The sequence below is a fragment of the Lysobacter sp. GQ73 genome (assembly GCF_059758755.1).
In genome coordinates this window covers 873,791-899,042 of record NZ_JCAXEE010000002.1, presented here as the reverse complement: position 1 = coordinate 899,042, position 25,252 = coordinate 873,791, and the positions used below count along the sequence as shown (strand labels likewise).

Genomic DNA, 25,252 nt, shown 5'->3' with positions numbered 1-25,252 from the left:
ATCGCTGCGATCCGTGCGCGTCGCGATGCCGATGCGCGGGCCGAAAAACAGCGGCCCGGTTTCCCGGGCCGCTGGTCGAACCAGCCTGTTTGCCTGCCGCTCAGTCCTCCGCGCTTTGATAGGCGACGAGATAGCGGCCGGCAGCGACGGCGAAGGCCGCGCGGGTCACCGTCTTGCCGGGGTCGAAGTAGGCGTGCAGGGTCGGCTGCAGATCGAACGGGCCCTGGACGACGGCGAAGCGCGCGTTGATCAGCCCGCGGTCGAGGGCGAGCTGCACGTAACCGCGCAGGCTGGCCGGGATCGACGCCGCATCGTCCACCGGGATGCGCTTGCCGTCGTAGAACGCGGTCAGCTGGCCGTTGAACGCGCGCGCTTCGCCTTGCAGGGCCAGGCTCTGTACCAGCGAATAGGCCAGGCTGACCCGGCTGACGCTGTCGTTCGGCCGGAACGCGCCGTTGAGCGTGCCCATCACGCCGTCCTGCGACTGGCTCAGGTCGCGCAGCGCGCCGCCGTTGGCGACCGCGGACTCGGCGTAGGCATAACGCGCATCGCCCGGCGCGAGGTCGCTGAAGCTGGAGCGGCCGTTGAACGGCAGGTGCTGGCGCACGCTCTGGCCCATCAACAGGTACTGCGCCAGTTCGCTGCGCTTGAGCGTGGCATCGGGGCGGAATTGCTGGTCCGAGTAACCGTCGACCAGTCGGTGGGCCACGGCGAACTCGATCGCCGAGCGCGCCGGATGCGTGGCGACGTCGGCCATGCCGGTGTAGCCGCCGCTCTTGAGGAAGCTGATCTCGCCCTCGACCGTGCCGGGCAGACCGTAACCGTTGGTGACCTTGGCCGGGTCGAGGTTGGTGCCCGACACCGAACCGACGCCGCGCACGCTGACCTTCCACACGCCGGGCTTGCCGGGCGCGCCGGTGGTGACGGTGTCGCCGAGCACCGGCAGGGCGATCGAGGAGCCGTACTTGATCCCGTCCGGGTCGGTCAGCACCACCGCCAGGGTGTTCTCGCCGATGGTGGCGCGCGCCGCGACCCAGGCGATGTCGCTGCCGACGGTGAAGCTTTGCTCCTCGACCGCGCCGACCGGCGCGAAGTCGACCGAGAACGGCAGGTTCGGTACGCCGCCGGACAGGATCGCATTGGCGTTGAACGCGCGCAGCGGGTTGACCGTGGCGCCGAAGCCGTAACGCAGCGCGGCCGCCTCGGCCACCGCGGTGTAGGCGTTGACGTGGCCGGCGCCGGCTTCCCAGGCCAGGCGCCCGGTCATGTTGGTCGAGGTGCGTTCGAGGATGTCCTTGATCTGCGCCGGGGTCAGGTTCGGGTTGGCTTCCAGCATCAGCGCGACGATGCCGGCGACGTGCGGCGTCGCCATCGAGGTGCCGCTCATGTGGGTGTAGTGGGCGAGGTAGGCCGGCGCCAGGGTCTCGGCGTCGTGCTGCGCTTCGGTCGCCGGCAGGGCGCCGGTGAGCGCGCGGGTGGACACGATGTCGACACCCGGGGCGACGAGGGTCGGCTGGTTGACGTAGGTCCACTGGCGGCCGTCGGGCATGCTGAAGCGGCCGCTTTCGCCGCGCTTGCCGCGCGAGGAGAAACCGGTCAGCACGCCGTCCTTTTCGCCGGCGCCGACCGAGATCACCCACGGCGCCTGCGCATAGGGGTTGTGGGTGTCTTCGCCGGGGCCGTCGTTGCCGGCGGCGAACACGCTGACGATGCCGCGCTTGTACAACTCGTAGGTCGACACGTTGACCGGGTTGAGCGGATCGAAAGCGCCGCTGCTGCCCCAGGAGTTGCTGGTCACGCGGATCGGATGCTCGAAGCTGAACTGCTTGGTCGCGGCGTAGTCGAGGCCGCCGACCGCGTCGAGGATCAACAGCACCGCGCCGGAGCCGTAACCGACCAGGGCCGCGCCCGGCGCCACGCCGCGGTACAGGCCGTTGGAGCGGGCGCCGTTGCCGCCGATGGTGCCGGCGCAATGGGTGCCGTGGCCGGAGCCGAGATCGGTGTTGATCACGCCTTCGGTGTAGGAGATCGGCAGCATCGAGTCGAGCGAGTTGAGGTTGGTGGTGCCGAAGGTGTTCTCGACCACGTGCTCGCGGAACTTCAGGTCGTCGTGGGTGGCGTCGATGCCGGAGTCGTTGACCACCACGGTGATGCCGGCGCCGCTGAACGGCACTGCGCGCACGTAGTCGCCCGGGTTGTTTACGGTACGGGCGGCGCCGGTGATCTCGCGTGCTTCCTTGTTGAAATACCGCAGCGGCGCGTTCCAGTAGATCGAGGCCACGTCGTCGCGCTGGGCCAGGGCGCGGATCTCCGCCGGCGTCGCCAGCGCGCCGGCGATCGGCAGGGTCCGCATGGTCACGCCCCGGTCGATGCCGAGCGCGCGCAACGCCGCGACCTGGGCCGGAGTCACCGGGCTCGACTGCTTGTAGCTGACCACCACCTGCAGCGGCTCGGTGCCGGCGACGGCGGCCATGCGCTTGAGCAACTGCGGGTCGAGATGGGCGTCGGCCAGGGCGACGCCGCTGGCGAGTACGCCGGCGGCGATGGCGCAGATGCGGAAGGTCTTGCGGGGAATTCGCGATGACATGGTCGAATGGCTCCGGAAACGCCCAGGACGTGAGGCGTCTACCGAGTATTCGCAGCCGCCGGCGGCGATCCATCGGGACTTCCCCCCAATCGGCTGGGGAGAAACCCTCAGGCCCCGGTATGGGTTTCGGGGAGCGTCTTTATGTGGGGAACGCGGAAAACCCCCAGTCAGCCCGGCAGCGGGGGACTGCTCGGCCGGTCGCCCGGCACCGCGCCCGGCGCTGAGTGGAATCCCCTAGAGACACACATCACATTTCGGTTTAGCCTGCCGTTTCGCATGGCCGTACGCCGGAGTGAGCGATGGGGAAGTTCGCGTTCGCGTGGAGGCTGCTGGCCGTCGCCGCTCTGTCCGTATCCAGCGCCGCCGTCTCGGCGCAATCGCTGCCGGTCTCCGTCGACGCCTCCGGCACCACCGCCACGATCGTGGTCGGCGACCCCGCCCTGCCGCTCGCCGATCTGACCCTGAGCTTCGACGATGCCAGCGGCCTGCAGGCCTCCAGCCTCGGGGTCAGCGCGCAACTGGTCAGCCTCAGCGACAGCGCCCTGCTCGCGCGCCTGCCGGGCCTCGGCCTGACCCCGCTCGATCCGGCCTTCCCGGTGCTGATCACCATCGAGCCGCCGGTCCTCGGCGGGCTCAGCTTCCATCGCAGCGTGCGGGTCGAAGTGCATACCCACGCGCTGAGCTACAGCGCGGGCAGTTCCTATCGCTTGTTTAAGGCGCCGCTCGGCGGCAGCTTCCGCGATATCTCCGACGAAATCGCCCCGGGCAGCGTGCGCGCGCGCGGCACCACCGGCGGCTTCTCGCAGTTCCTGGTGCTGCCCGACCTGCGCCCCACCGGCAGCGTGATCGCGCAGAAGATCGCCTGGCTGCGGGGCCGCGTCGACCTGCTGCCGCCGGCCGAGCAGCCGAGCTTCGATGCCTGGCTCGACACCGTCGCCAGCGCGGTCGCCGCGGGGCAATACGCCGATGCGATTACCGCGCTCGATGCGTTCCGCGCCCGCGCGGTCGCCCGCGCCGGCAGCCCGATCGCCGACCGGTGGCGCGCCGCCCGCGACCTCGACAACCAGGCCGGCGAATTGATCGCCGGGGCGGCGACCTTGAAGTTCAGCGTCGCCTACCTGCGCGACTTCGGCCAGTAAGCACATTGCAGCATCGGCGGGTCGCGCCGCGCCGCCTGCCTTTCCTGCATCGGCGAGGCTAAGATGGGCCGATGCAGGCGCGCCTGATCGCCTATCCGCCAGATCATGCCGCGGTCGTCCGCTCGTTGCGACCGGGCGATACGCTGAGCATCGGCCGTGCGCCCGATTGCGGCCTGGTCATCCAGCACCCGTCGATTTCGCGTCGCCACGCCGAACTGTGCGGCGATGCACAAGGCTGGCGCCTGCGCGACCTCGGCAGCAAGAACGGCAGCTTCGCCGACGGCCTCGCGGTCGACGAACTGGTCATGAGCGAGCCGTACTGGCTGCGCTTCGGCGACGTCCATTGCGAGTTCGCCCCGCTCAGCGCCGCCGAGATCGCCGCCGGCGACCACGGCCAGTCGCTGCGGCGCGCCGCCGCCACCGCGCACACGATGCGCCTGCAGGGCCTGACCCGGCTCGACGATCTGCTCGACGGCAGCCTGCGCGCGGTGCTCGAACTGGCCCAATGCGAGCGCGGTTTCGTCCTGTTCGAGGCCGGCGACGGCTACCGCGTCCACAGCAGCCTGGCGCTCGACCCGGGCCGGCTCGGCGCCCGCGAATTTTCCGGCAGCGTCGGCGCGGTGCGGCGGGCCCTGCAGCAACGCCGCGCGGTGGTCGCCAACGACGTCGGCAGCGACGCCTGGCTGGCCACGCGCGCCTCGGTGGTCGCGGCCGGCATCAATGCGCTGGTATGCCTGCCGCTGCTCGACGGCGACCAGACCCTCGGCGTGCTCTACGCCGACCGAGTGCGCCCGGGGCCGGCCATCACCACCCTCGACCTGGAACTGCTCGAAGCCTTCGCCGAAGGCGCGGCGGTGTGGATCGCGGTGCGCCGCACCAGCGAATGGCTCGAGGCCCAGCCGGCCGCGCCGCAGTGGGAGCGCATCGTCGCCGCCCACCTCGGGGAGGCCGGATGAGCGCCGCGGGCGGTTCCGACCAGGACGCGACCGCCACCGGTCTCTACCGACATGCCGACCTGGCGCCCGGCAGCGTATTGGCCGGGCGCTTCCGCATCGAATCGATGCTCGGGGTCGGCGGCATGGGCGTGGTCTATCGCGCCACCGACCTCGCCCTGGACATCCAGGTCGCGTTGAAATTGCTGCGCCCGGAATTGATGCACCGCCCGGACGCGTTCGAGCGCTTTCGCCAGGAACTGTTGCTGGCGCGACAGGTGTCGAGCCCCCACGTCGTGCGGATCCACGATCTGGCCCAGCACGAAGGCCGCTGGCTGATCAGCATGGATTTCGTCGACGGCGAATCGCTCGACCGCCGCCTCGACCGCGACGGGCCGTTCGCCGTCGACACCGTCCTTCGCATCGCCCGCCAACTCGCCGAAGGCCTCGGCGCCGCCCACGCCAAGGGCGTGGTGCATCGCGACCTCAAGCCGGCCAACGTGCTGCTGGACGCGCAGGGCGATGCCTACATCAGCGACTTCGGCGTGGCGCGTTCGCTTGCGAGCAGCGGCCTGACCCAGTCCGGCGCGGTGATCGGCACGCCGGACTACCTGTCGCCGGAACAGGCGCGCGGCGAGGCGCTCGATGCGCGCAGCGATCTGTATGCGCTCGGCCTGATCCTCTACGAAATGCTGACCGGCAAGCTGCCGTTCGCCGGCGGCACGGTCAGCGAGGTGCTGGCACAGCGCATGCTGCGCACGCCGCCGCCGGTGACCTCGCTGCGCACCGAACTGCCGGCCTGGATCGCGCGCCTGGTCGACAAGCTGCTGCGGCCGCAACCGGCGCACCGCTTCAAGGATGCGGCCGCAGTGATCGCGGCACTCGATGCGAAAGCAGTGCCGCGCGACGGCTATCGCGAAGGCGGCCGCGCCGCGCGCATGCGCTGGCTGGCCGCGGCTGCGGTGCTGGTCGCGCTCGCCGGCGCGGGCGTCTGGTGGTGGCAGCGCGACAGCGCGCCGGTGCAACCGGCCTCGGCGCCGCTCGACCGGCTGCTGGTCCTGCCGATCCGCTACGGCGGCGACGACGCCCTGGCGCCGCGCTTGCTCGGCCTGGGCTCGCACCTGCGCGATGCGCTCGCCGCTTCGCCCGGCGTCGCCGTGGTCGACGAAGAGCGCACCGTGCAGGCGCTGCGGCAACTCGACCCGACCGGCGACGCGGTGCCCGACCTCGCCGCGCTGCGCCGGCTCGCCGCGGCGCGGCGGGTGCTGCAGCCGCGCCTGATCGAACGCGACGGCCGCTGGCGCGTCGACGCCGAGTTGCGCGTCGGCGACGCGCCGGCGCAGAGCCTCGCCGGGCCGCTGGCCGCCGAGCCGGGCGCGGCCTTGCAGGCCTGGGCGGCGAAGCCGGACACCGTGCGCGCGTTGGCCTTGCCGGCGGCGATCGCGCTGGCCTTGCCCGACACCGGCAAGGCGCTCGATGCCTACGGCGCCGGCCTGCTGGCGCGTCGCGAAGGCCGCTTGGCCGACGCGTTGAACCAGTTCGGCCTCGCCGCCGCCGCCGCGCCCGACTACGCCATGGCCTGGCTCGCGCAGGGCGAAGCCGCCATCGCCATCGGCGAGCAGGACGCCGCCTTCGAAGCGATCGAACGCGGTCAGGCCGTGGCCGGCATCGGCGAACGCCTGCGCCGCCGGCTCGACGCCGAACACGCGCTGCTGCAAGGCGACCCGCCCAAGGCGGTCGCGGCCTGGCGCGAATGGCTGGCCAAGACCCCGGACGACAGTTACGCCGAACTCAATATCGCCCGCGGCCTCGGTGCCGGCGGCGATTTCAAGGCCGCGGTGGCGGCTTTGTTGGGCCTCGCCGAGCGCGACGGCGGCGACCCGCGGGTGTGGTTCGAGCTGGGCAAGTTTTCGATCCTGCAGGGACAGGCGCGACGTGCGGTCGACGAGTATTTGGTGCGCGCGCTGGTGCTGTTCAAGCGCAGCCGCAACCTCGGCGGGGAGGCCGAAACCGTCAACGCGCTCGGCGTCGGCTACGGCCGTCTCGGCCAGTCGGCCGACGCCGCCGAGCAATACCGCAAGGCGGTGGATCTGCGGCGCGCGCTCGGCAACCGCCGCGGCGTCGCGACCAGCCTGCGCAACCTCGCCAACGTGCTCGCCACCTCCGGCAAGTTCGACGAGGCCGCCGCCGCGTTGGCGCAGGCGCGCGCGCTGCATGTCGAACTCGACGATCGCGCCGGCTTGGCCGCGGTCGAGAACGAACTCGGCCTGCTCGCCGAGGAGCGCGGCGATTACCCCGGCGCGCTCGAGGCCTTCCGCCGCGCCCTGCAGGCCTGGCGCGAAGTCGAGGACCCGCACGGCACCGCGCAGGCGCTCAACAACATCGGCTTCGCCGACTATCAGCTCGGCGCCTACGACGACGCCCAGGTGTACTGGCAACAGGCCGCCGAAGCCTATGCCGCGCTGGGCGAGCAGACCGGGCGCATCCGCACCGAACAGAACCTCGGCCTGCTCGCGACCGCGCGCGGCCAGTGGGGCGAGGCGCGCCGACTGTTGCAGCATTCGCTGAGCGCGGCCGAGCAGCAGCAGATGCTGGAAGAGGCCGCAGTGAGCCGGCGCAATCTCGCCGAGCTGGAACTGCTGCAAGGCCACTACGGCGAGGCGATCGCCCAGGCGCGCCAGGCCGGCGAATTGTTCCGGCAACGCGAAGACGTACGCGGCCAGGTCGACGTCGACCTGTTGCGGGTGCAGGCCCTGATCGAGGCGCACGCCTGGGACGAGGCGCGGCGCCTGCTGGACGAACAACGCCAGCCGCTCGCCCAGGCTTCCAGCGAGCAGCGCGCGATCGCCCATCTGCTGCAGGCGCAGTTGGCGATGCGCGAAGGCCGCGCGGCACAGGCCGCGCCGGCCCTGCGTCAGGCGCGCCAGCTCGCCGAAGCCTCGGGCGTGCGTCAGCTGCAATTGCAGATCGCGCTGGAGCAGGCCCGCAACGAAAGCGCCGACCGCGCGCTGGCGCGTGGGCTCGACCGCGCCAGTGCCGGCCTCGGCCACGCCGGCCTGCGTCTGGCCTGGCTCGAGCTGGCGATGCGGAACGCGTTGTCGGCCGGCGATCCCGCCGCCGCCGTCGCGCACTACCGCGAGGCCGTGCAGCGCCTGCGCGACGGCGATTTCCATCGCGCCCTGGCGCTGCACCGGCTCGGCGCGCGCGCCTACGCCGCGGTCGGAGACATCGCCGGCGAACGCAGCGCACGCAACAAGGCCGATGCCGCATTGAAAATCTTGCGCGACGGATTGCCGCAGGCCCTGCGCGCCGGCTTCGACCGCGTCGAGTCGACGCCGGGCGAGGAAACCTCATGAACCGATCCGATCCCACCGAGCCGGACCTGTCGCTGGATCGCATCCGCGATCAATACCGCAGCCTGCTGCAGCGCCTGGAAGCCAACGAACGCGAGTTCCGCCGGCTTGGCCGCTCGGTGTGGCGCGTGCAGGAAGACGAACGCCGCCGCCTCGCGCGCGAACTGCACGACGGCATCGGCCAGAACCTGACCGCGCTCAAGCACCGCCTGGTCCAACTCGGTGAGGGCTTGTCCGACGAGCAGCGCACGCGCCTGCAAGCGGCGATCGCGCTATGCGCCGACACGCTCGAAGACACCCGCGAACTTTCGCGCCTGCTGCGTCCGCCGATCCTCGACGACCTCGGCCTGGAACCGGCGCTGCGCTGGCTGGCGCGAAGCCAGAGCGAAGCCAGCGGCATGGAGATCGCGATCGAGATCGAAGACCTGCCGGCGCTCGAGGGCGACCTGCAGACCCTGCTGTTCCGCGTCGCCCAGGAAGCGCTCCACAATGCAGCCAAACACGCGCAGGCACGCAGTGTGCTTTTGCGCCTCGTCGCGCGCGGCGGCCTGCTGCAGCTGCAAGTCGTCGACGACGGTTGCGGTTACGACCCCGATGCGGTCGCCGCATCCGGCGGCTGTGGCCTGGGCGGCATGCGCGAACGCTTGCGCCTGTACGACGGCAGGCTCGAAATTCACTCCGTGCTGGGCGAAGGCACGCGTTTGCGCGCGGTGCTGCCGTTGCCGCCCGTCGCCGACACTTGAGACTTGACGGCGGCGAAGCCGGCGCGCACCTTGCCCGCATGACGAGCTTCACCATTCGCGTTCTGATCGCAGACGACCACACTCTCGTGCGCGAGAGTCTGGTGAGCCTGTTGCAGGCCGACGGCGCGATCGAAGTCGTGGCCCAGGCCGCCGACGGCCTGGAAACCGTCGCCCGCGCGATCGCCACCCGCCCCGACATCGTCGTCGCCGACATCTCGATGCCCAGCCTCAACGGCATCGAAGTCGTGCGCCGTTTGCGCGAGGCCGTGCCCGACGCCCGCGTGCTGGTGCTGACCATGCATCAGGAAGAAGAATACGTATTGCAGGCGGTGCGCGCCGGCGCGTCCGGCTACCTGGTCAAGGACAGCGCCGCCTCGGAACTGCTGGCCGCCGTGCGCAGCCTGCATGCCGGCCGCACCTATTTCGGCCCGCAGGCGGCCAAGGCCATGGCCGAACAGATGCGCCACCCCGAGCGCACCGTCGAAGACCCCTACGGCCGCTTGACCCCACGCGAACGCGAAGTGTTCCATCTGATCGCCGAGGGCCTGACCACCAAGGAAATCGCCCGCAAGCTCGACATCAGCGCCAAGACCGCCGAGAACCACCGCGCCCGCGTGCTCGACAAACTCGACGTGCGCAACACCGCCGAACTGGTGCGCTATGCGCTGCGCAAAGGCCTGCTCGACTGAACGTGCTCCGCGGCACACCGAGCACCGCAATTTTGCGTATCGCGACGAGACTTCAGCACGCCCAGGGTAGGAGCGGCGCAAGCCGCGACCGCGCCCCTTCCGCCTCGCGGCGAAACTCGCAGTCCCACGGTAGGAGCGGCGTAAGCCGCGACCGCGTCCCCTCACGTCGCTTCGTTACCGCGACACACCGCCCCATTGCTCATGCAGTACCGCGATACCGCAGGATCGAAACTAGGCGGCGCGTAGGAGATTGCTGCGCTATCGGATGACTGAACTCACAGCGGATCGTCTTCCGACAAGGTCGAGGGCCGGCAGGAGGCAGGCATCGGGCCTTGGCGCTAAGCCCCATAGCCAGGCGGCGCCTGGAAACCGCCAAGCTCCTGTGCGATCAGCCGGGCCACTTCGATGGTGGTTCGATCGCCATATTCCGGGCCGATGATCTGCAGGCCGATCGGCAGCCCGGCGGCCGACAGTCCACTCGGAAACGCTGTGCTCGGCAAATAGGCGGCGGTCGCAAGGCCGATCCAGAAGTAATGCTCGTAGTGCGAAGTCGATGTGTCGTCGACGGCGAGCACTCTTTCGGGCTTGGGGCGATGGTCGTGTGCGTAGGCCGTTGTCGCCGAGACCGGGCATATCACTACATCCCACTCGTCGAAAAAGGCGCGCCATCGCAGTCGGTCATTGGTGCGCGCTTCATCGTGGTCGGACCAGCTTCGATGATCCAGTACGCGGGCACGTGTCAGCATCGCCAACGGCGAGTCGTCGTCCGCATCGAGCTCCGCGGCCAGACGTCGGTTCATGAAATGGTATTCGTCGGGAAGGCCGACGAGCCCGGTCGAGGCCAACAGGTTCAGATAAGTGTGGTGCGATTGCCTTGGAGAGATCTCAGGACGCGCCAGATCCGAGACTATCGCCCCCGCGCGAGCGAGAACCTCTCCGACCTCCTGCACGCGATCGGATGTCTCGACCGAGGTGGGGGCGAAATCCTCCCGCGGCCAAATCGCAACGCGCAGGCCACGTAAAGTGCGTGCCTTCGGTGGCGGAAGCATCAGTCTCCAGCCCGGCGAGCGGAACCGGTCGGGACCCGCTACGACGTCCAGCGCCAGTTCCAGGTCTTCGGCGCTTCGTCCCATCGGCCCGACGACATTGAGGTCCGGCGCGGATACGACCCCAAGGGGGTTGTGACCGAGCGTGGGAACGATGCCATACGTGGGCTTGTGTCCATACACGCCGCAGAAGTGGGACGGGTTTCGGATCGACCCGCCGATATCGGAGGCGAATTCCAGGCCGGTCAAACCGGCCGCCAGCGCCGCGGCCGACCCGCCGGAAGACCCGCCCGGCGACCGCTGCGTATCCCAGGGGTTGTTGGTGATTCCATAAAGGTCGTTGTAACTCTGCCAGTCGCCGAGTCGCAGCGGGACGTTGGTTTTCCCGATGAAATGGGCGCCGGCCGCCTTCAGCCGCTCGACCACCGTGGCGTCGTTCGTGGCGAGGTGGTGCCGCTGCTCCGGCACGCCCCAGGTCGTCGGCAACCCGGTAACGTCGAAGGCTTCCTTGATCGTCATCGGGACGCCGTGCAACGGTCCCAACCGGTGTCCCCGGGCAAGCGACTCGTCCGCCGACCTTGCCGCTTCCAAGGCGCGTTCGAAATCCCTCACCACGACGGCATTCAACGCCTTATCGAATCGCTCGATGCGCTCGATGCGCTCGATGTAGTGCTGAGTGAGCTCGAACGAGCTGATTTGTTTTCGCTGAATCAGCTGCGCCAGGTCGGTCGCCGACGAAAACGCCAACCCTCCAATCGCGAGGCCATTCTGCGCGGGTGCGTGCGAAGGATCGCAGGGAGCTGCGGCGCCGCCCGACGCCCCAAGAAGGTCGCGCCTGGAAATCGGAGTCATGATGGCCCTGCCTGTAGGTCGGCGTCTTCGATCGAGGGCGTTTCCGCCTTGATTCTCGCTTGCTTATCCTGCTCCGGCGAATTCTAACGGGAACACCAGCAGCCGCAATGGGCCGCAACACACTCAAGATCCTGGCCCTGGAAACCGGACCGGAGCGCATTTTCCAGGGCTATCGGCTTGTGGCTTGACAGGCCGATGGCTATGGCCGGACCCTTTGCGGCATGAATATCGATATCGAAAAGCTCAGCCTGTCGGAACTGACGTCCCTTCTGACCGCCGCCGAGCGGCGGAAACAGTTGCTATCCAGTCGTCGTCCGATGGCCCAAGTGCGTAAAAAGGTGATCGCACTTGCCGTTGAGCATGGTTACACGATCGACGAGCTTTATGGGGATCGGCCGGTCGCCGAGGCGGCTCCCAAGAAGCGCTCGCCGCGTCGGAAGACCGGCAAAGTGGCGGCCAAGTACCGCGATCCGGACAACAAGCGCAACACCTGGTCGGGGCGTGGACGGATGCCGCGTTGGCTGGCACAGAAGACCAAGCACGGCCGCAGCGTCGCCGATTTCCTGATCCCCGGTTTGGCCAGGCCCACCGCGCGCAAGAGCAGTTCGATCGGGCAGAAGACGCTCGTCAAGCAAGGCTGACGCGTCGTTCGCGACGCTTGAAGAAGCTTGTGCGTGCTGAGCCCCTTCACTGAAAGGCCAGCGCGAGCACGCGCAGTGCATCGCGCGTTCGCCGGTCGTTGAGGTTGCTGTAGAGCATCACATCTTGCGAGCGAATCGGCGGCAGCGACAACGGCCCGCCGACGTCGACCGTGCCCGGCGGCGCCGCGCGCCGCGCCAGCAGCGCCACCGCGAGGCCGGCGACGGCGGCGGCGCCGAGGATCGCGGCGCCTTTGCCGACGAAAACTTCGCGCCATTCGACGCCGGCCCGGTCGAGCGCGCGTACCGCTTCGATGCGGATGCGGCAGGACTCGCCTTGGGTCGCCAGCGGCAGCGGTTGGCCGGCTCGCGGCTCCCAGCCGGCCGCCGCGAACCACGAAAAGGATTCCGCGGACACGATCTTGCCTCGCTTGCCGCGGTCCTCGGGACGCAGCACCAGCACGGCATCGAGTTCCCCCCGCTCCTGGGCTTGCATGAGGTCCTGGGTGCCGCCGATGCGAATCTCGACCAGCAGACTCGGATCGTGGTCGCGCATCTGGCGTAGCAGCAGCGGAAGTTCGCTGCCGACCAGTTGTTGATTGATGCCGATCGCCAGCCGGCGCGGTTCGGTCTCGAAGGCCGCGATCGCGCGGTCGTGAGACGACACCAGTTCGCGCGCCACGCCGAGAAAGGCCAGCCCTTCGGCCGACAGGCGGACATGCCGCGGCGTGCGTTCGAGCAGGCGGCGGCCGAGCTGCCCTTCCAGGCGTTGCAGCTTGAGGCTGACCGCGGACTGGGTCGTGCCCAGTACGTCGGCCGCGCGGGTGAAGCTCTGCAGGTCGGCCGCCAGCAAAAAGGCCCTGACCGCGTCCACGTCCATCGCCTTCGTCTGCATGGATTCGATTTTGAAATGACAGATACCCTTTTAGATGCGTTTCTCATATCGATCAAGCGGCCTAGCATGGACCCGTCGATTCCGACCCATAAAGGACTCACCGCGATGAAATCATTGTCCGGCGTATTCGCCGTCATGCTGGCGGGGCTGGCCGTCCGCGACGCGCCGCAGCCGGCAAGCGTCTTTCCTCTGCAAGGCACCTGGACCCTGGTCGCGGCGGACAAGCGCCTGCCGGACGGGAAGACCGTGCGCGACTACGGCGAGCACCCGAAGGGCCGGCTCGTCGTCGACGCCGAGGGACGATACTCGCTGCAGATCTTCAAGTCCGAGCGTCCGCGTTTCGCCAGCGACAGCAAGGCCGACGCCAGCGCCGACGAATTCAGGTCTGCGGTCATGGGCAGCAGCACCCACTACGGCAGCTTGGCGATCGACGAACGCGCGGGCGTGCTGGCGTTCTCGATCGAAGGCTCGTCCTTCCCGAACTGGGAAGGCACGACCCAGAAGCGCCGGTACCGGTTGGACGGCGCCGAGCTGCGCTACCAGGTGCCGCCGCGGGCGGATGGGAGCATCCCGTTGTCGGTATGGCGCCGGCTCGATTAAGCCCTGCCGTGTTCGGAGGCGTTCGCGCCCCGATTCACTCATCCACCGATGGAGCCGGCATGCCGCACTTCGTAATCGACTGTTCCGGACAGCTGCTTCGGATTCACAGCGAAGAATCGATCCTCGCTCGGGTGCATCGAGTGGCGAACGCTTCGGGCCTGTTCGAAGAATCGGACATCAAGGTCCGTATCCGCCCCTACGCCATCCACGCGGTCGGCGGCGGGCGCGAAGATTTCATTCACGCCTTCGCCTGGATCATGCAGGGGCGCAGCATCGAGCAGCGCGTCGCCTTGGCGCAGGCCATCGTCGCCGAGCTCGCCGGGATGTTCCCGCAACTTCCGCGCATTGCCGCGAACATCGCCGAGTTCGAACAGGCGACCTACTTCAATCGCGACATGTTGTAGCTCGCCGGCCGGCCGGCCGGCACCGGCACCGGCACCGGCACCGGCGCGATGGCGGCGTCTTGCGTCGGCCGGGAGAGGCTTCGAGACCGGTCCGCTCAGGGTTCCGGAATGACTGCGGCAGCGAACGGCGCGAGCACCGTCCAGCCGAGGTTCGCATACAGGCCGCGGCCGTCTTCGGTCGCGACCAGGAGCGGCCGGCTGGCGGAGGATCGCTTCGCGCTGCCCAGCGCGATCATTACTGCGACGCCGAGGCCTTTGCGGCGGTGGTCCGGCGCGGTTTCGATGCGATCGTAGACGAAGGCGTCTGCGGTTTCCGCCGCGCATCCGGTCGCGGCCAGCTCGCCGTTCGGCGCGATGACGCTGGCCCGGTTGACCGGGCCGGTTCGATGCAGCTCGATCCGGTATCCATCCGCCAGGGGCTTGGCGTCGAGGTGCGCCGTGGCCGTCGTCATCAGATAGTTCGCGGGCTGGATCTCCCAGCGGGCCGGCAGCGCGCTTCGCAACTCCCCGTCGGTGCCGCACAGCTTCAGGTAGTGCCGGGGCGCGGTGATCTCGCGGGCGATTTCGCCCAGGCCCTCGCACAGCCGCGGGAACACCCAGCGCTTGGTTTCCTTTTCCGAGTGAGTGTCGACACGAAAGCCGCCGCGGTCGTGCACGGGAGCCGGAGCGCCGCGGGCGATGGAATGCGCGGCTTGCCAGGCGAGCAGGAGTTGCGGGTCGATGCGGGATTCGGTCATGGCGGGTGTCGGTGGGGCTCGTTGGGGGGCAGCTCCGGCGAGCGCGGATGCAGTGTCGTCGGCTATCGGCGGCCCCGTGGCCTGCGACTAGAGCATCGTCTTGTCTCAGCAGCCAAGACGATAGTGATTCGGGCAAGACGAAGAGGGCGAATCTCTGGGACGATTCGCCCGCGCATAGCCGGCGGCGCCCCTCAGGTCGCCGTCCGCGCCCGATGCTTCGCCGTCCGCGTATCGCGCACCGGCGGCAGGCCGAATACGCGGCCGTATTCGCGAGTGAATTGCGGGACGCTTTCGTAGCCGACCGCGAACGCGGCGCTGCTGGCGCTGACGCCCTCCGACAGCATCAGCCGCCGGGCCTCGATCAGGCGCAGCTGCTTCTGGAACTGCAGCGGCGACAGCGAGGTGACTTCGCGGAAACGTTGGTAGAACGAGGACGGGCTCATGCCGGCGGCCGCGGCGAGGCGTTCGACCGGCAGCGATTGGGCGAACTCGGCGCGCAGCACGGTCACCGCGCGCGCGATGCGCTGGGCGTTGCCGTTGGGCCAGCCCAGGCGACGGATCGCGGCGCCGTGCCGGCCCAGCAGCAGCCAGTAATGCAGTTCGCGCAGCAACTGGGTCTGCAGCACCGGTATCGCCGCGGGGCGGTCGAGCAGCCGCATCAGGCGCAAGGCCGCATCGGCGACTTCGCTGTCGGTCGGCTCGACCCGCACCGGGAAGCGGTCGGCGCTGGGCGCCGCCTGCATTTCCGTGGCCAGGTCCGCGATGACCGCGGCGTCGAGTTCCATCACGAAGGACAGGTAGGGCGCGGCGGCGCTGGCCTGGGTGATCTGGCTGACGGTCGGCACGTCGGCGGCGATCAGCAGCGAATCGCCGGCGCCGAAGGCGAAGCTCTGGGAGCCCATGGCGACCTGCTTGCTGCCTTGCAGGACCAGGCAGACCAGCGGCCGCGAGATTTCGTGGAGCAGGCCGCTGGGCGCGGTGGCGCGGATCGCGGCCAGGCCGGGGATCGGGGTGCGGGCCAGGCCGGCCGAATCGGCGTAGGCCTGGGCGTAATGGGCGAGGGTATCGAGAAGAGTGGTCACGGAGGCGAGCCTACTGCGTCGCTGCGACGGCACGGGCCAGCCTGGAGGATCAGGCAAACAACGCCGAGATTCCAGCAACCGGCGGCGGGACGCGAGTCCGATAGTGGCGCCCTCATTCGTCCCAGGAGCCGTCCCATGAACCAGATCGCCCTCGTCACCGGCGCCAGCCGCGGGCTCGGCCGCAACACCGCGCTCAACATCGCCCGCCAGGGCGGCGACGTCGTCCTCACCTACCAGCGCCGGGCCGAGGACGCAGCCGCGGTGGTCGCCGAGATCCAGGCGATGGGACGCAAGGCGGTGGCCTTGCCGCTCGACACCGGCGACATCGATGCATTTGCGCCGCTCGTGCAAAGCTTGCGCTCGGTGTTGCAGGCCACTTGGCAACGCGAGACCTTCGATCACCTGGTCAACAATGCCGGCCACGGCGACTATGCGCCGTTCGAGCAGACCACGCAGGCGCAGTTCGACCGCCTGGTCGACGTCCACTTCAAGGGCGTGTTCTTCCTGACCCAGGCCTTGCTGCCGCTGATCGCCGACGGCGGCCGCATCGTCAACCTGTCGACCGGGCTGACCCGCTTCTCGGCGCCGGGCTGGTCGGCGTATGCGGCGGCGAAGGGCGCGGTCGAGGTGCTGACCTTGTATCTGGCGAAGGAACTCGGCAGCCGCGGCATCGCGGTCAACACGGTGGCGCCGGGCGCGATCGAGACCGACTTCTTCGGCGGCGCGGTGCGCGACACGCCGGAGTTCAACCGCCACTTCGCGCAGATGACCGCGCTCGGCCGGGTCGGCCTGCCCGACGACATCGGCCCGATGATCGCCGGCCTGCTGTCCGAGCAGAACCGCTGGGTCAACGCGCAGCGGATCGAGGTCTCGGGCGGTCAGGCGATCTGAGGCGGCGGCCGCAGCCTGACCTGCGCGGCCTGCTTCTGCGCGGCCAGGAACGCGCGCAGCGAAGCCGGCTTGATCGGCTTGGTCAGCACCCGGCAGCCGCGTTCGCGCGCGGCGAGTTTGAGCGCATCGCTGCCGTCGCCGGTCAGCAGTGCGGCCGGCAACGCGACGCCGAGACGTTCGCGCAGGGCGTCGATGGTGGCGAGGCCGTCGAGGCGGTCGTGGAGGTGGTAGTCGACCAGGGCGACGTCGGGGGTTTGATCGAGCAGCGCCAGCGCATCGTCGACGGTCGCCGCCAGCAGCGCGGTGGCGCCCCAGCGGTCGAGCAGGGCGCGCATGCCGTCTAGGATCTCGCGGTCGTTGTCGATGCACAGCACGCGCAGGCCGGACAGCGAATCGGCCGCCGCCGAATTCGCCGGTTCGGCGACCGGCTGGGCGCGCTGCGCCTGGCCGCGCGGCACGGTGATCGAGAACACGCTGCCGCGGCGGATCTGCGAGCGCACCCGCAAGGGATGGTCGAGGGTGCGGGCGATGCGCTGGCAGATCGACAGGCCCAGGCCGAGGCCGCGTTCGCCGCCGCTGCCGGGCTGATCGAAGCGGCGGAACTCGTCGAAGATCTGTTCGAGGTGATGCTCGGGAATGCCCGGGCCGGTATCCCAGACCTGCAGTTCGATCCGGCCCGGTTGCGAGGGGTCGCGATGCGGGCGCAGGCGCGCGGCCAGCAGCACGCCGCCTTCGCGGGTGTAGCGCAAGGCGTTGGCGAGGAAGTTCTGCAGCGCGCGGCGCAGCAGGCGGCGGTCGCTGCGCACCGGCATCGAGGCCTGGGCCAGTCGCACCCGCAGTTCCAGGCCGCGGCCGGCCGCGCTCGGCGCGTATTGCGCGGCGAGTTCGCGCAGCAGTTCGCCGGCGTCGAAGTCGGTCAACTCCGGGCGCAACGCGCCGGCGTCGAGGCGCGAGATGTCGAGCAAGCCGTCGAGCAGGTCTTCGGCGGCGCGCAGCGAGGCGTCGACTCGTTCGGCCAGGCGCCGTTGCTCGCCTATGTCGTCGCTTTCGCGCAGGGCGGTGGTGAACAGGCGCGCGGCGTTGAGCGGCTGCAGCACGTCGTGGCTGACCGCGGCCAGAAAGCGGGTCTTGGACTGCTGCGCCGATTCGGCTTCCTGGGTGCGTTGCTCGACGCGTTGTTCGAGAGTCTCGTTGGCTTCGCGCAGCGCCTGTTCGGCGCGCTTGTAGTCGGTGACGTCGCTGTAGCTGGTGACGTAGCCGCCGCCGATCAGCGGGCGGCCGACCATCTCGATGACCTGGCCGTTGGCGCGCACGCGCTCGAACACGTGCGGCGCGCCGGCGCGCAGGTGGGCCAGGCGGCGGCCGACCAGTTCCTCGATGGTCTGTTCGTCGAGCGGGCCGGTGCCCATCTCGCCGCGCTCGGCGTTCCAGCGCAGCAGGTCGCCGACCGGGCGGCCGACGTAGAGCATGCCGTCGGGGTAGTCGAAGAGTTCCTGGTAGCGCCGGTTCCAGGCGACCAGGCGCATTTCCGGATCGACCACGCTGACGCCCTGGCTGATGTTCTCCAACGTGGTCGACAGCACCTGGCGGTTGAAGCGCAGTTCCTGGTTGGCCTCGTCGAGCAGGGCGACCACTTCGCCGAGTTCCATGCCCGAGCCGCGCAGGGCGCTGGTCAGGGTCAGGCGCGCCGAGGCCGCACCGATCGCCGCGGCCAGCAGGCGTTCAGTGAACTGGGCCAGGGCGCGGTCGGCCGGCTGCAGCGGCAGCCATTCGCGGCCTTGCTGGTGGGCGTAGTCCTCGAACGCGCGGCGCGCATGACGCTCGCCGACGATGCGTTCGGCCAGCGCGAGCAGTTCGCCGCTGCGCACGCTGCCGGCCCAGCCGCCGGGACCGAGCGCGGGGCGGCGCACGTAGGGGTCGAGGAAGGGCGCGGCGAGCAGTTGATCCTGCAGGCGCGGGCGCTGCCGCACCGAGATGAACAAGAACGCGCCGATGTTGAACAGCAGCGACCAGAAGGTGCCGTGGGTCAGCGGGTCCCAGCCGACCAGGCCGAACAATTGCTCCGGGCGCAGCCAGACGATGTCGAGCGGGCCGGTCGCCAGCCAGTCGCCGGCGATCCAGCCGCCGCGCGCGAGCGCCGGCAGCAGCAGGGTGTAGATCCACACCACGGTGCCGGCGAACAGGCCCGAGAACGCGCCCGAGCGGCTGGCGCCGCGCCAGTACAGGCCGCCGATCAGCGCCGGGGCGAATTGCGCGACCGCGGCGAAGGCGAGCAGGCCGTGCTGGGCCAGACCGTTCGCGCCGAGCGAGCCGCGGTGATAGGCATACGCCATCAGCGCCAGCATCACGATGGTGATGCGCCGCACCCACAGCACCTGCCGGTCGATGCCCTGGCTTTCGTTCAAGGCGCCGCTGCGCAGCAGCAGCGGCACGACCAGGTCGTTGCTGACCATGGTCGACAGCGCGACGCTGGAGACGATGACCATGCCGGTCGCGGCCGAGAAACCGCCGATGTAGACCATCAATGCCAGCGCCTGCTGGTCGAACTGCAGCGGCAGCGCCAGCACGTAGGTGTCGGGCGAGATGCCGCTGCCGGCGAGCACGGCCTGGCCGGTCAGGGTGATCGGCACCACCAGCACCGTGATCAGCGCCAGATAGCCGCCGAACAGCCAGCGCGCCGCGCGCAGGTCGTTCGGGTCCTGGCACTCGACCACGGCGACGTGGAACTGGCGCGGCAGGCAGATGATCGCGGTGAACGCGAGCAAGGTCTGGGTGATGAAGCCGGCCGGCAGGCCCGGCTGGGTCACCACCTGGGCGGCCTGCTGGATCCGCTGCGGGAAGTTGCCGAGGCCGGGCAGGTGGACCAGCGCGAACACGCCGATGGCGATGAAGGCGATCAGCTTGACCAGCGACTCCAGCGCGACCGCGAGCACCATGCCGTGATGGTGTTCGGTGGCGTCGATCTGGCGGGTGCCGAACAGGATCGCGAACACCGCCAGCATCATCGCCACGTAGAACGCCGGGTCGGCGAGCAGGCCGCCGTCGGACGGAACACCGGCCAGCACCTCCACGCTCATCGCCACCGCCTTGAACTGCAGCGCGACGTAGGGCACCGCGGCGGTCAGCGCGACCGCGGCGACCAGCGCGGCCAGGCCGGGCGCGCGGCCGTAGCGCGAAGACAGGAAGTCGGCGATCGAGACGATCCGGTGTTCGCCGGAGATCAGCACCAGGCGTTCGAGGATGCGCCAGCCGAACGCCAGCATCAGCAGCGGGCCGAGGTAGATCGGCAGGAAGCCCAGGCCGGTGCGCGCGGCGGTGCCGACCGCGCCGTAGAAGGTCCACGACGAGCAGTACACGGCGAGCGCGAGCGAGTACACCGCGGTGCGCAGCCAGCGCGCGCGCGGCGTGCGTTCGCGCTGGTCGCCGTAGTAGGCGACCGCGAACAGCAGGCCGACGTAGCCGGCCGATACCAGCAGCAGAATCCAGCCTGGGACCAAGGGCGCGGGTTCGGAATCGGTGAAGTCGGTCGAGTGTACGGCCTGGGCGCGCGGGCCGGACCTGGGGCGGGCTTCGACTTTGGCCGCGGGCGGCATGGAGGGCGCGGCGGCGCCCGGGTCGGTGCTGCCCGGCGGGAGCCGGGCGGGCCGCGCCGCACCGCCGGCACGCTCGCGCTGAGGCCGCGGTCAAGATTCGGCGATACGGCCGTGGACGGAACCACTGCGATCACGGTTTCGGCCGGGGCGATCTGAGAGCGTGCTGCGGCGCCGGCGCTCGCCGTGCGCTCCGACTCGTCACCCCCGGCGTCTGCACCGCGACGCTGTGCCGCCCCATCGGCGGCCGACCGCCGTTGCGACTGCTTTGCGCGCCATCGCCGCTCCAGGAGGGACACCGCAATGAAGTCCGGAACCACGAAAACCTTCGCACCCACCTTGCTCGCCGTCGCCCTGACCACGGGCCTGGTCTGGTCCTACGCCCCGCAGGCCGCCGCCGGCGCCGCGCCCGCGCCGCTCAAGATCGCCGAGCAGCGCAGCACCGACCTGCGCCTCGGCGCCGGCGGCAAGGCCGCGTTCGAACCGGTCGAGATCCGCACGCCCGATGCGGCCTTCATCAAGGTGCACTTCGACCGTTTCTCGCTGCCCGAAGGGGTGATGCTCGAAGTCGCCAGTCCCGACGGCCGCGAGGTCTATCGTTACGGCAACACCCAGCGCGACCGCCATACCGTCGCCAAAGACCTCGGTCAGGACGGCCGCCAGAGCTTCTCGGCGATGTCGATCGGCGGCCCGGTCGCGGTGCTGCGCCTGGTCGGCACGCCGCGCGAGCCGTGGAACTCCGGGCACGGCGTCGTGGTGACGCGTTATCTGGAAGGCTATCCCGAGGCGATGCTCGGCGAATTGCAGGACGCCGATCTGCTCGGCGGCCAGGTCGGCACCAAGTCGATCTGCGGCGTCGACGACAAGAGGGCCGCGGCCTGCTACGCGAGCAGCGACGCCACCGCTTTCGATCGCTCGCGCCCGGTCGCGCGCATGCTCAGCAGCGGCGGCAGCCTGTGCACGGCGTGGCGCGTCGGTCCCGACAACCGCATGTTCACCAACAACCACTGCATCAACACCGCCGCGGCGGTGGCCGGCGCCGAGTTCTGGTTCAACTATCAGCTCAGCAGTTGCGGCGGCAGCCAGGGCACGGTGACCAAGGTCGCCGGCGACCAGATGCTGCGCACCGACGCCACCCTCGACTACACGCTGTTCACGGTCAAGAACTTCGCGACCATCTCGAGCTTCGGTTATCTCGGCCTCGACGTGCGCGCGGCGACCGCGGGCGAGGGCTTGTTCATCTCCGGCCATCCGGGCGGACGCATGAAGGAACTCAGCGTGGTCGACGACCGCAACGGCGGCGGCAGCTGCCGCGTCGATTCGGCCAACGTCAACGGCAACGGCACCAACACCGACATCGGTTATTACTGCGACACCGAAGGCGGCAGCTCGGGCTCGCCGGTGATCGCGCGCTCGACCCGCAAGGCCATCGCCCTGCACCACTTCGGCGGCTGCCTGAACTCCGGCGCGAAGTTCTCGTTGATCTGGCCGCAAGTTTCGACCCACTTCGGCGGCGTAGTGCCGGACGGCGACACCGGCGGCCCGACGCCGGGCCCGCGCTTCGAGAATGCCACCGACTATGCGATCAACGACAACGCCACCGTCGACAGCCCGCTGACCGTGAGCGGCGTCGCAGGCAATGCCCCGGCGACCTTGAAGGTCGAGGTCGCGATCGTGCACACCTATCAGGGCGACCTGAAGGTCGACCTGGTCGCGCCCGACGGCAGCCTCTACAACCTGCACAACCGCAGCGGCGGCAGCGCCGACAACATCAACGCGACCTATACGGTGAATGCGTCGAGCGAAGTCGCCAACGGCGTGTGGAAGCTGCGCGTCAACGACAACGCCGCGCAGGACGTCGGCAAGATCGACCGTTGGGCCCTGCAGTTCTGACGACGCGGTTCGACGAGGCGCGGCCCGCACACGGGCCGCGCTTCGCGTTCACGAAGGCGATACGATCTCTTCGCGGTTCGGTTCCTGCGGGTAGGAGCGCGCAAGCCGCGACCGCGGGATGGCCGGTCGCGTCGCCATCCTGAGGCAGCGTGGTCGCGGCTGGCCTCAAAGCGCGGCGCACTCGAAGAAATCCGCGCCATCCGCCGCCGCGCACGCGTTCAGCTCCTGCGCACACACCCGCTGCGCGCTCGATTCAAGTTCCGCACATCCGCGCCGCGAATCCGATCGCGGTCACGTTTGCGGGCGATTTCGAGCTTGCTTGAAGCATTTGTGCGGCGCTCGCGCTGTGCAAGCTCGTGCGCGGCGCATGCGCGGCGTTCGCAGTCGCGTAGAGAGCGCCGGATCGGAATCTTAGGAGACGACATGACCATCGCAAGGATTTCGCCGCAGGCTTTCGGCCTGTTGATCGGCGCCTGCCTGTTGACCGCCACCGCCTTCGCCGCCGAGCCTCGCCCGGCGCCGCTGACCGCCGGCCAGACCCGCGCCGTCGACTTGCGCCTCGGGCCGCATTCGGGCCTGTCCAAATCGGCGTGGTCGCGTCCGGTGCGGATCAGCACGCCCGATGCGGCCTTCATCAAGGTGCACTTCGAACACTTCGATCTCCCCGCCGGCGTGACCCTGCAGGTGTCGAACCCGCAGGGCACCGAGGTCTATCGCTATCGCCAGGGCGACCTGGGTCGCCACACCGTCGATGCCGCGCTCGGCGAGGACGGCATGACCCGGTTCGGTGCGATGTCGATCGCCGGCAACACCGCGGTGCTGCGCCTGACCGGCACGCCGACCGAGCCGTGGGCGCCGCGCCACGGCGTGCGCGTGAGCCGTTACGACGAAGGCTTGCCGCAAGCGTTGATGGGCGAGTTGAACGATGCCGGCCTGCTCGGCGGCGACATCTCGGCCAAGTCGATCTGCGGGGTCAAGGACAGCCGCCCGGTCGCCTGTTATGCCGGCACCGACGCCACCGCGGTCGCGCGCTCCAAGCCGGTCGCGCTGATCCTGCTCAACGGCACTAAGTGGTGCACCGCCTGGCGCGTGGGCGCCGACAACCGCATCTTCACCAACAACCACTGCCTCGACAGCGCCGCCGACGTGGCCGCGTCCGAGTACTGGTTCAACTATCAGGCCACCACCTGCACCGGCACCACCAGCGGCACGTTGACCAAGGTCGCCGGCGACAAGTTGCTCAAGACCGACCAGACCCTGGACTACAGCCTGCTGACGGTGAAGAACTTCGCCGCGATCTCCGGCTTCGGCTATCTCGGCCTCGACGTGCGCAAGCCGGTGCTTGGCGAAGAGATCTACATCAGCGGTCATCCCGCCACCCGCATGAAGGAGTTGTCGGTCGTCAGCGATCGCGACGGCGGCGGCCGCTGCAAGGTCATCGACGCCGATGCCGATGGTTACGGCACCAACACCGATGCGGGCTACTACTGCGACACCGAAGGCGGCAACTCCGGCTCGCCGGTGCTGGCGCGCTCCTCGCACAAGGTCGTCGCGCTGCACCACTTCGGCGGCAACTGCAATCTGCAGGCGCCGAACCGAGGCGTGAAGATGCAGCTGATCTGGCCGCAGGTGAAGACCTTCTTCAACAACGTGGTGCCCTGACGCGAGCCGTCGCGAGGCCGCGGTTCGCGCGGCCTCGCGGCGCCGTGGCTTGGGGGAATCGCCAAGCTCGATCCACCCTCGCGATACCCCCTGCTGTCATTCCGCGAAAGCGGGGATGCAGGGCTTTATCCAGGCATGAGCGTCCGCGACCATTCGATCCCGAATCCCGAATCCCGAATCCCGAATCCCGAATCCCGAATCCCGAGCCCCGAGCCCCGAGCCCGGAAAAGAAAAAACCCGCCACGGGGCGGGTTCGTTCTGAAGGCTCTGGATCTCCGCTTTCGCGGGGATGATGCAATGGCCAAGGCGTTTCGCGCGAAGCGCGAACGCGCCAGTGCATCACTTGATCTTGCCTTCCTTGTAGATCACGTGCTTGCGGACGACGGGGTCGTACTTCTTGACCTCCATCTTCGCCGGGGTGTTCTTCTTGTTCTTGTCGGTCGTGTAGAAGTGACCGGTGTTCGCCGTCGAGATCAGGCGGATCTTGTCGCGCTTGGAAGCCATGGGTCAGTCCTCCTCAGATCTTTTCGCCGCGGGCGCGGAGCTCGGCGAGAACGGAATCGATGCCGTTCTTGTCGATGGTGCGCAGGGCATGGGCGGAAACACGCAGCTTCACCCAACGGTTCTCACTGGCGACCCAGAAACGGCGCTCGTGCAGGTTGGGGAGGAAACGGCGGCGGGTCTTGTTCATGGCATGCGAGACGTTGTTGCCAGTCGTCGTTCGCTTGCCCGTTACTTGGCATACGCGGGACATTACGCACCTCGAAAAGGTCTGTGCTTCCCTTGGCCAGGGAGGCGGCGGCCCCGATGCCGGCATTCGAACGAATGCACGCACCACGCGACACGGGTCAGGATTGAAAACCGCTGCACCGTGGCGGGCCGGAATCGCGTTTCCGGGTCCGCCCGGACACCCCTAGGGGCAAGCCGGACGCAGCGAGCCGCGCATTATGCCGGCAAATTCAAGCCGGAACAAGCACTTGGGCCGGCCAGGGCGAAGCCGCGGCAGTCCGGGGGTAGGAGCGGCGCAAGCCGCGACCGCGGGGCGGCAGGTCGGGACGTAACGGGCCGGGAGAAGTCCGACGAGCACGGGGCACCGCCGTGGCGCGGTAGGCGTAGGGCGCAGGCGCGGCTGGCGCTGCCCCTACCCTGAGAACGCTGAAGTCGCAGTCCAGTTTGAGACAGCTAGTGGCCGTTGCGGTCGCGATGCCAGCCGCGATGCTTGATGTCCAGGTACAGGCTGTAGGCGGCGGTGAAGGCCGGGAACAGGTTCTGGATCACCCCGACCGAGTCCTGCTTCTGCGAGAACACGAAATAGCTCAGGGTCATGACGCTGCCGACGAGGCTCATGTACCAGAACGCGCGCGGGATCACCGGCTTGCCCTGGCGCTTGCTGGCGATGAACTGGACCAGCCAGCGGCCGCCGAACATGAAGGCGCCGACCAGGCCGATCAGCTTCCACGGCGACATGTGCAGCCCGGTCCAGGCCAGCCAGGCGATCGGGGAGTTCATGAAGTCCATG

20 protein-coding genes are annotated in these 25,252 nt (G+C 69.3%); 11 read left to right on the top strand and 9 right to left on the bottom strand.

Annotation, left to right across the window (positions count from 1 at the left end; all coding sequences use genetic code 11):
• Positions 1–100: 100 nt before the first annotated feature.
• Complete coding sequence (locus tag AC6CH2_RS08715) at positions 101–2,587, bottom strand: S8 family serine peptidase (RefSeq protein WP_498268892.1); 2,487 nt, start codon at positions 2,585–2,587, stop codon at positions 101–103.
• 299 nt (positions 2,588–2,886) lie between these two features.
• Here AC6CH2_RS08715 and AC6CH2_RS08710 point away from each other — a divergent pair, with 299 nt between their 5' ends.
• The 5 genes from AC6CH2_RS08710 (at position 2,887) to AC6CH2_RS08690 (ending at position 9,443) form a co-directional block, all read left to right on the top strand.
• On the top strand, positions 2,887–3,726 hold the full coding sequence (locus AC6CH2_RS08710) for a DUF6689 family protein (RefSeq protein ID WP_498268891.1): 840 nt from the start codon (positions 2,887–2,889) through the stop codon (positions 3,724–3,726).
• A gap of 71 nt (positions 3,727–3,797) precedes the next feature.
• Positions 3,798–4,682 (top strand): GAF domain-containing protein, encoded by an 885-nt coding sequence (locus AC6CH2_RS08705; protein WP_498268890.1) that lies wholly within the window; start codon positions 3,798–3,800, stop codon positions 4,680–4,682.
• On the top strand, positions 4,679–8,014 hold the full coding sequence (locus AC6CH2_RS08700) for a protein kinase domain-containing protein (protein WP_498268889.1): 3,336 nt from the start codon (positions 4,679–4,681) through the stop codon (positions 8,012–8,014). The genes AC6CH2_RS08705 and AC6CH2_RS08700 overlap by 4 nt, the downstream gene beginning before the upstream one ends.
• A complete protein-coding gene (locus AC6CH2_RS08695) occupies positions 8,011–8,754 on the top strand; it encodes a sensor histidine kinase (RefSeq protein WP_498268888.1) in 744 nt (247 codons plus the stop codon). Before AC6CH2_RS08700 ends, AC6CH2_RS08695 begins: the two co-directional genes overlap by 4 nt.
• Before the next feature lie 38 nt (positions 8,755–8,792).
• Positions 8,793–9,443, top strand: a complete 651-nt coding sequence (locus AC6CH2_RS08690) for a response regulator (RefSeq protein ID WP_498268887.1) — start codon at positions 8,793–8,795, stop codon at positions 9,441–9,443.
• Positions 9,444–9,781: 338 nt separating this feature from the next.
• On the opposite strand, the gene AC6CH2_RS08685 is transcribed toward AC6CH2_RS08690, so the two are convergent.
• A complete protein-coding gene (locus AC6CH2_RS08685; protein ID WP_498268886.1) occupies positions 9,782–11,341 on the bottom strand; it encodes an amidase in 1,560 nt (519 codons plus the stop codon).
• Positions 11,342–11,562: 221 nt separating this feature from the next.
• Between AC6CH2_RS08685 and AC6CH2_RS08680 the strand changes: the two genes are divergently transcribed.
• A complete protein-coding gene (locus AC6CH2_RS08680) occupies positions 11,563–11,982 on the top strand; it encodes an H-NS histone family protein (RefSeq protein ID WP_498268885.1) in 420 nt (139 codons plus the stop codon).
• 46 nt (positions 11,983–12,028) lie between these two features.
• On the opposite strand, the gene AC6CH2_RS08675 is transcribed toward AC6CH2_RS08680, so the two are convergent.
• A complete protein-coding gene (locus AC6CH2_RS08675) occupies positions 12,029–12,874 on the bottom strand; it encodes a LysR family transcriptional regulator (RefSeq protein WP_498268884.1) in 846 nt (281 codons plus the stop codon).
• Between the two features lie 105 nt (positions 12,875–12,979).
• Here AC6CH2_RS08675 and AC6CH2_RS08670 point away from each other — a divergent pair, with 105 nt between their 5' ends.
• Positions 12,980–13,474 (top strand): lipocalin-like domain-containing protein, encoded by a 495-nt coding sequence (locus tag AC6CH2_RS08670; RefSeq protein ID WP_498268883.1) that lies wholly within the window; start codon positions 12,980–12,982, stop codon positions 13,472–13,474.
• The gene (locus AC6CH2_RS08665; RefSeq protein ID WP_498268882.1) at positions 13,456–13,878 is read left to right on the top strand and encodes a 5-carboxymethyl-2-hydroxymuconate Delta-isomerase; all 423 of its coding nucleotides are present in this window, start codon (positions 13,456–13,458) and stop codon (positions 13,876–13,878) included. Before AC6CH2_RS08670 ends, AC6CH2_RS08665 begins: the two co-directional genes overlap by 19 nt.
• A 95-nt stretch (positions 13,879–13,973) precedes the next feature.
• Here the strand turns inward: AC6CH2_RS08665 and AC6CH2_RS08660 are convergent, their stop codons facing one another.
• Positions 13,974–14,534: a GNAT family N-acetyltransferase gene (locus tag AC6CH2_RS08660; RefSeq protein WP_498268881.1), complete on the bottom strand. Its 561-nt coding sequence runs from the start codon at positions 14,532–14,534 to the stop codon at positions 13,974–13,976.
• 272 nt (positions 14,535–14,806) lie between these two features.
• Complete coding sequence (locus AC6CH2_RS08655) at positions 14,807–15,697, bottom strand: AraC family transcriptional regulator (protein WP_498268880.1); 891 nt, start codon at positions 15,695–15,697, stop codon at positions 14,807–14,809.
• A 135-nt stretch (positions 15,698–15,832) separates the two neighbouring features.
• On the opposite strand from AC6CH2_RS08655, the gene AC6CH2_RS08650 reads away from it, so the two are divergent.
• Positions 15,833–16,588, top strand: coding sequence for an SDR family NAD(P)-dependent oxidoreductase (locus AC6CH2_RS08650; RefSeq protein WP_498268879.1), 756 nt, complete (start codon positions 15,833–15,835; stop codon positions 16,586–16,588).
• On the opposite strand, the gene AC6CH2_RS08645 is transcribed toward AC6CH2_RS08650, so the two are convergent.
• Positions 16,576–20,085: a NahK/ErcS family hybrid sensor histidine kinase/response regulator gene (locus AC6CH2_RS08645; protein WP_498269105.1), complete on the bottom strand. Its 3,510-nt coding sequence runs from the start codon at positions 20,083–20,085 to the stop codon at positions 16,576–16,578. The two genes, AC6CH2_RS08650 and AC6CH2_RS08645, sit on opposite strands and share 13 nt — an antisense overlap.
• A gap of 396 nt (positions 20,086–20,481) precedes the next feature.
• Between AC6CH2_RS08645 and AC6CH2_RS08640 the strand changes: the two genes are divergently transcribed.
• Together AC6CH2_RS08640 and AC6CH2_RS08635 are read left to right on the top strand one after the other, a co-directional pair.
• A complete protein-coding gene (locus tag AC6CH2_RS08640; RefSeq protein WP_498268878.1) occupies positions 20,482–22,071 on the top strand; it encodes a proprotein convertase P-domain-containing protein in 1,590 nt (529 codons plus the stop codon).
• Between the two features lie 423 nt (positions 22,072–22,494).
• On the top strand, positions 22,495–23,733 hold the full coding sequence (locus AC6CH2_RS08635; protein ID WP_498268877.1) for a trypsin-like serine peptidase: 1,239 nt from the start codon (positions 22,495–22,497) through the stop codon (positions 23,731–23,733).
• A gap of 339 nt (positions 23,734–24,072) precedes the next feature.
• Here the strand turns inward: AC6CH2_RS08635 and rpmG are convergent, their stop codons facing one another.
• The 3 genes from rpmG to AC6CH2_RS08620 form a co-directional block, all read right to left on the bottom strand.
• The gene (gene rpmG, locus AC6CH2_RS08630; RefSeq protein ID WP_031370656.1) at positions 24,073–24,237 is read right to left on the bottom strand and encodes a 50S ribosomal protein L33; all 165 of its coding nucleotides are present in this window, start codon (positions 24,235–24,237) and stop codon (positions 24,073–24,075) included.
• 13 nt (positions 24,238–24,250) lie between these two features.
• Positions 24,251–24,487, bottom strand: coding sequence for a 50S ribosomal protein L28 (rpmB, locus tag AC6CH2_RS08625; protein ID WP_057916198.1), 237 nt, complete (start codon positions 24,485–24,487; stop codon positions 24,251–24,253).
• A gap of 428 nt (positions 24,488–24,915) precedes the next feature.
• A complete protein-coding gene (locus tag AC6CH2_RS08620) occupies positions 24,916–25,251 on the bottom strand; it encodes a lipid-A-disaccharide synthase N-terminal domain-containing protein (protein ID WP_435395354.1) in 336 nt (111 codons plus the stop codon).
• Between the last annotated feature and the right edge of the window lies 1 nt (position 25,252).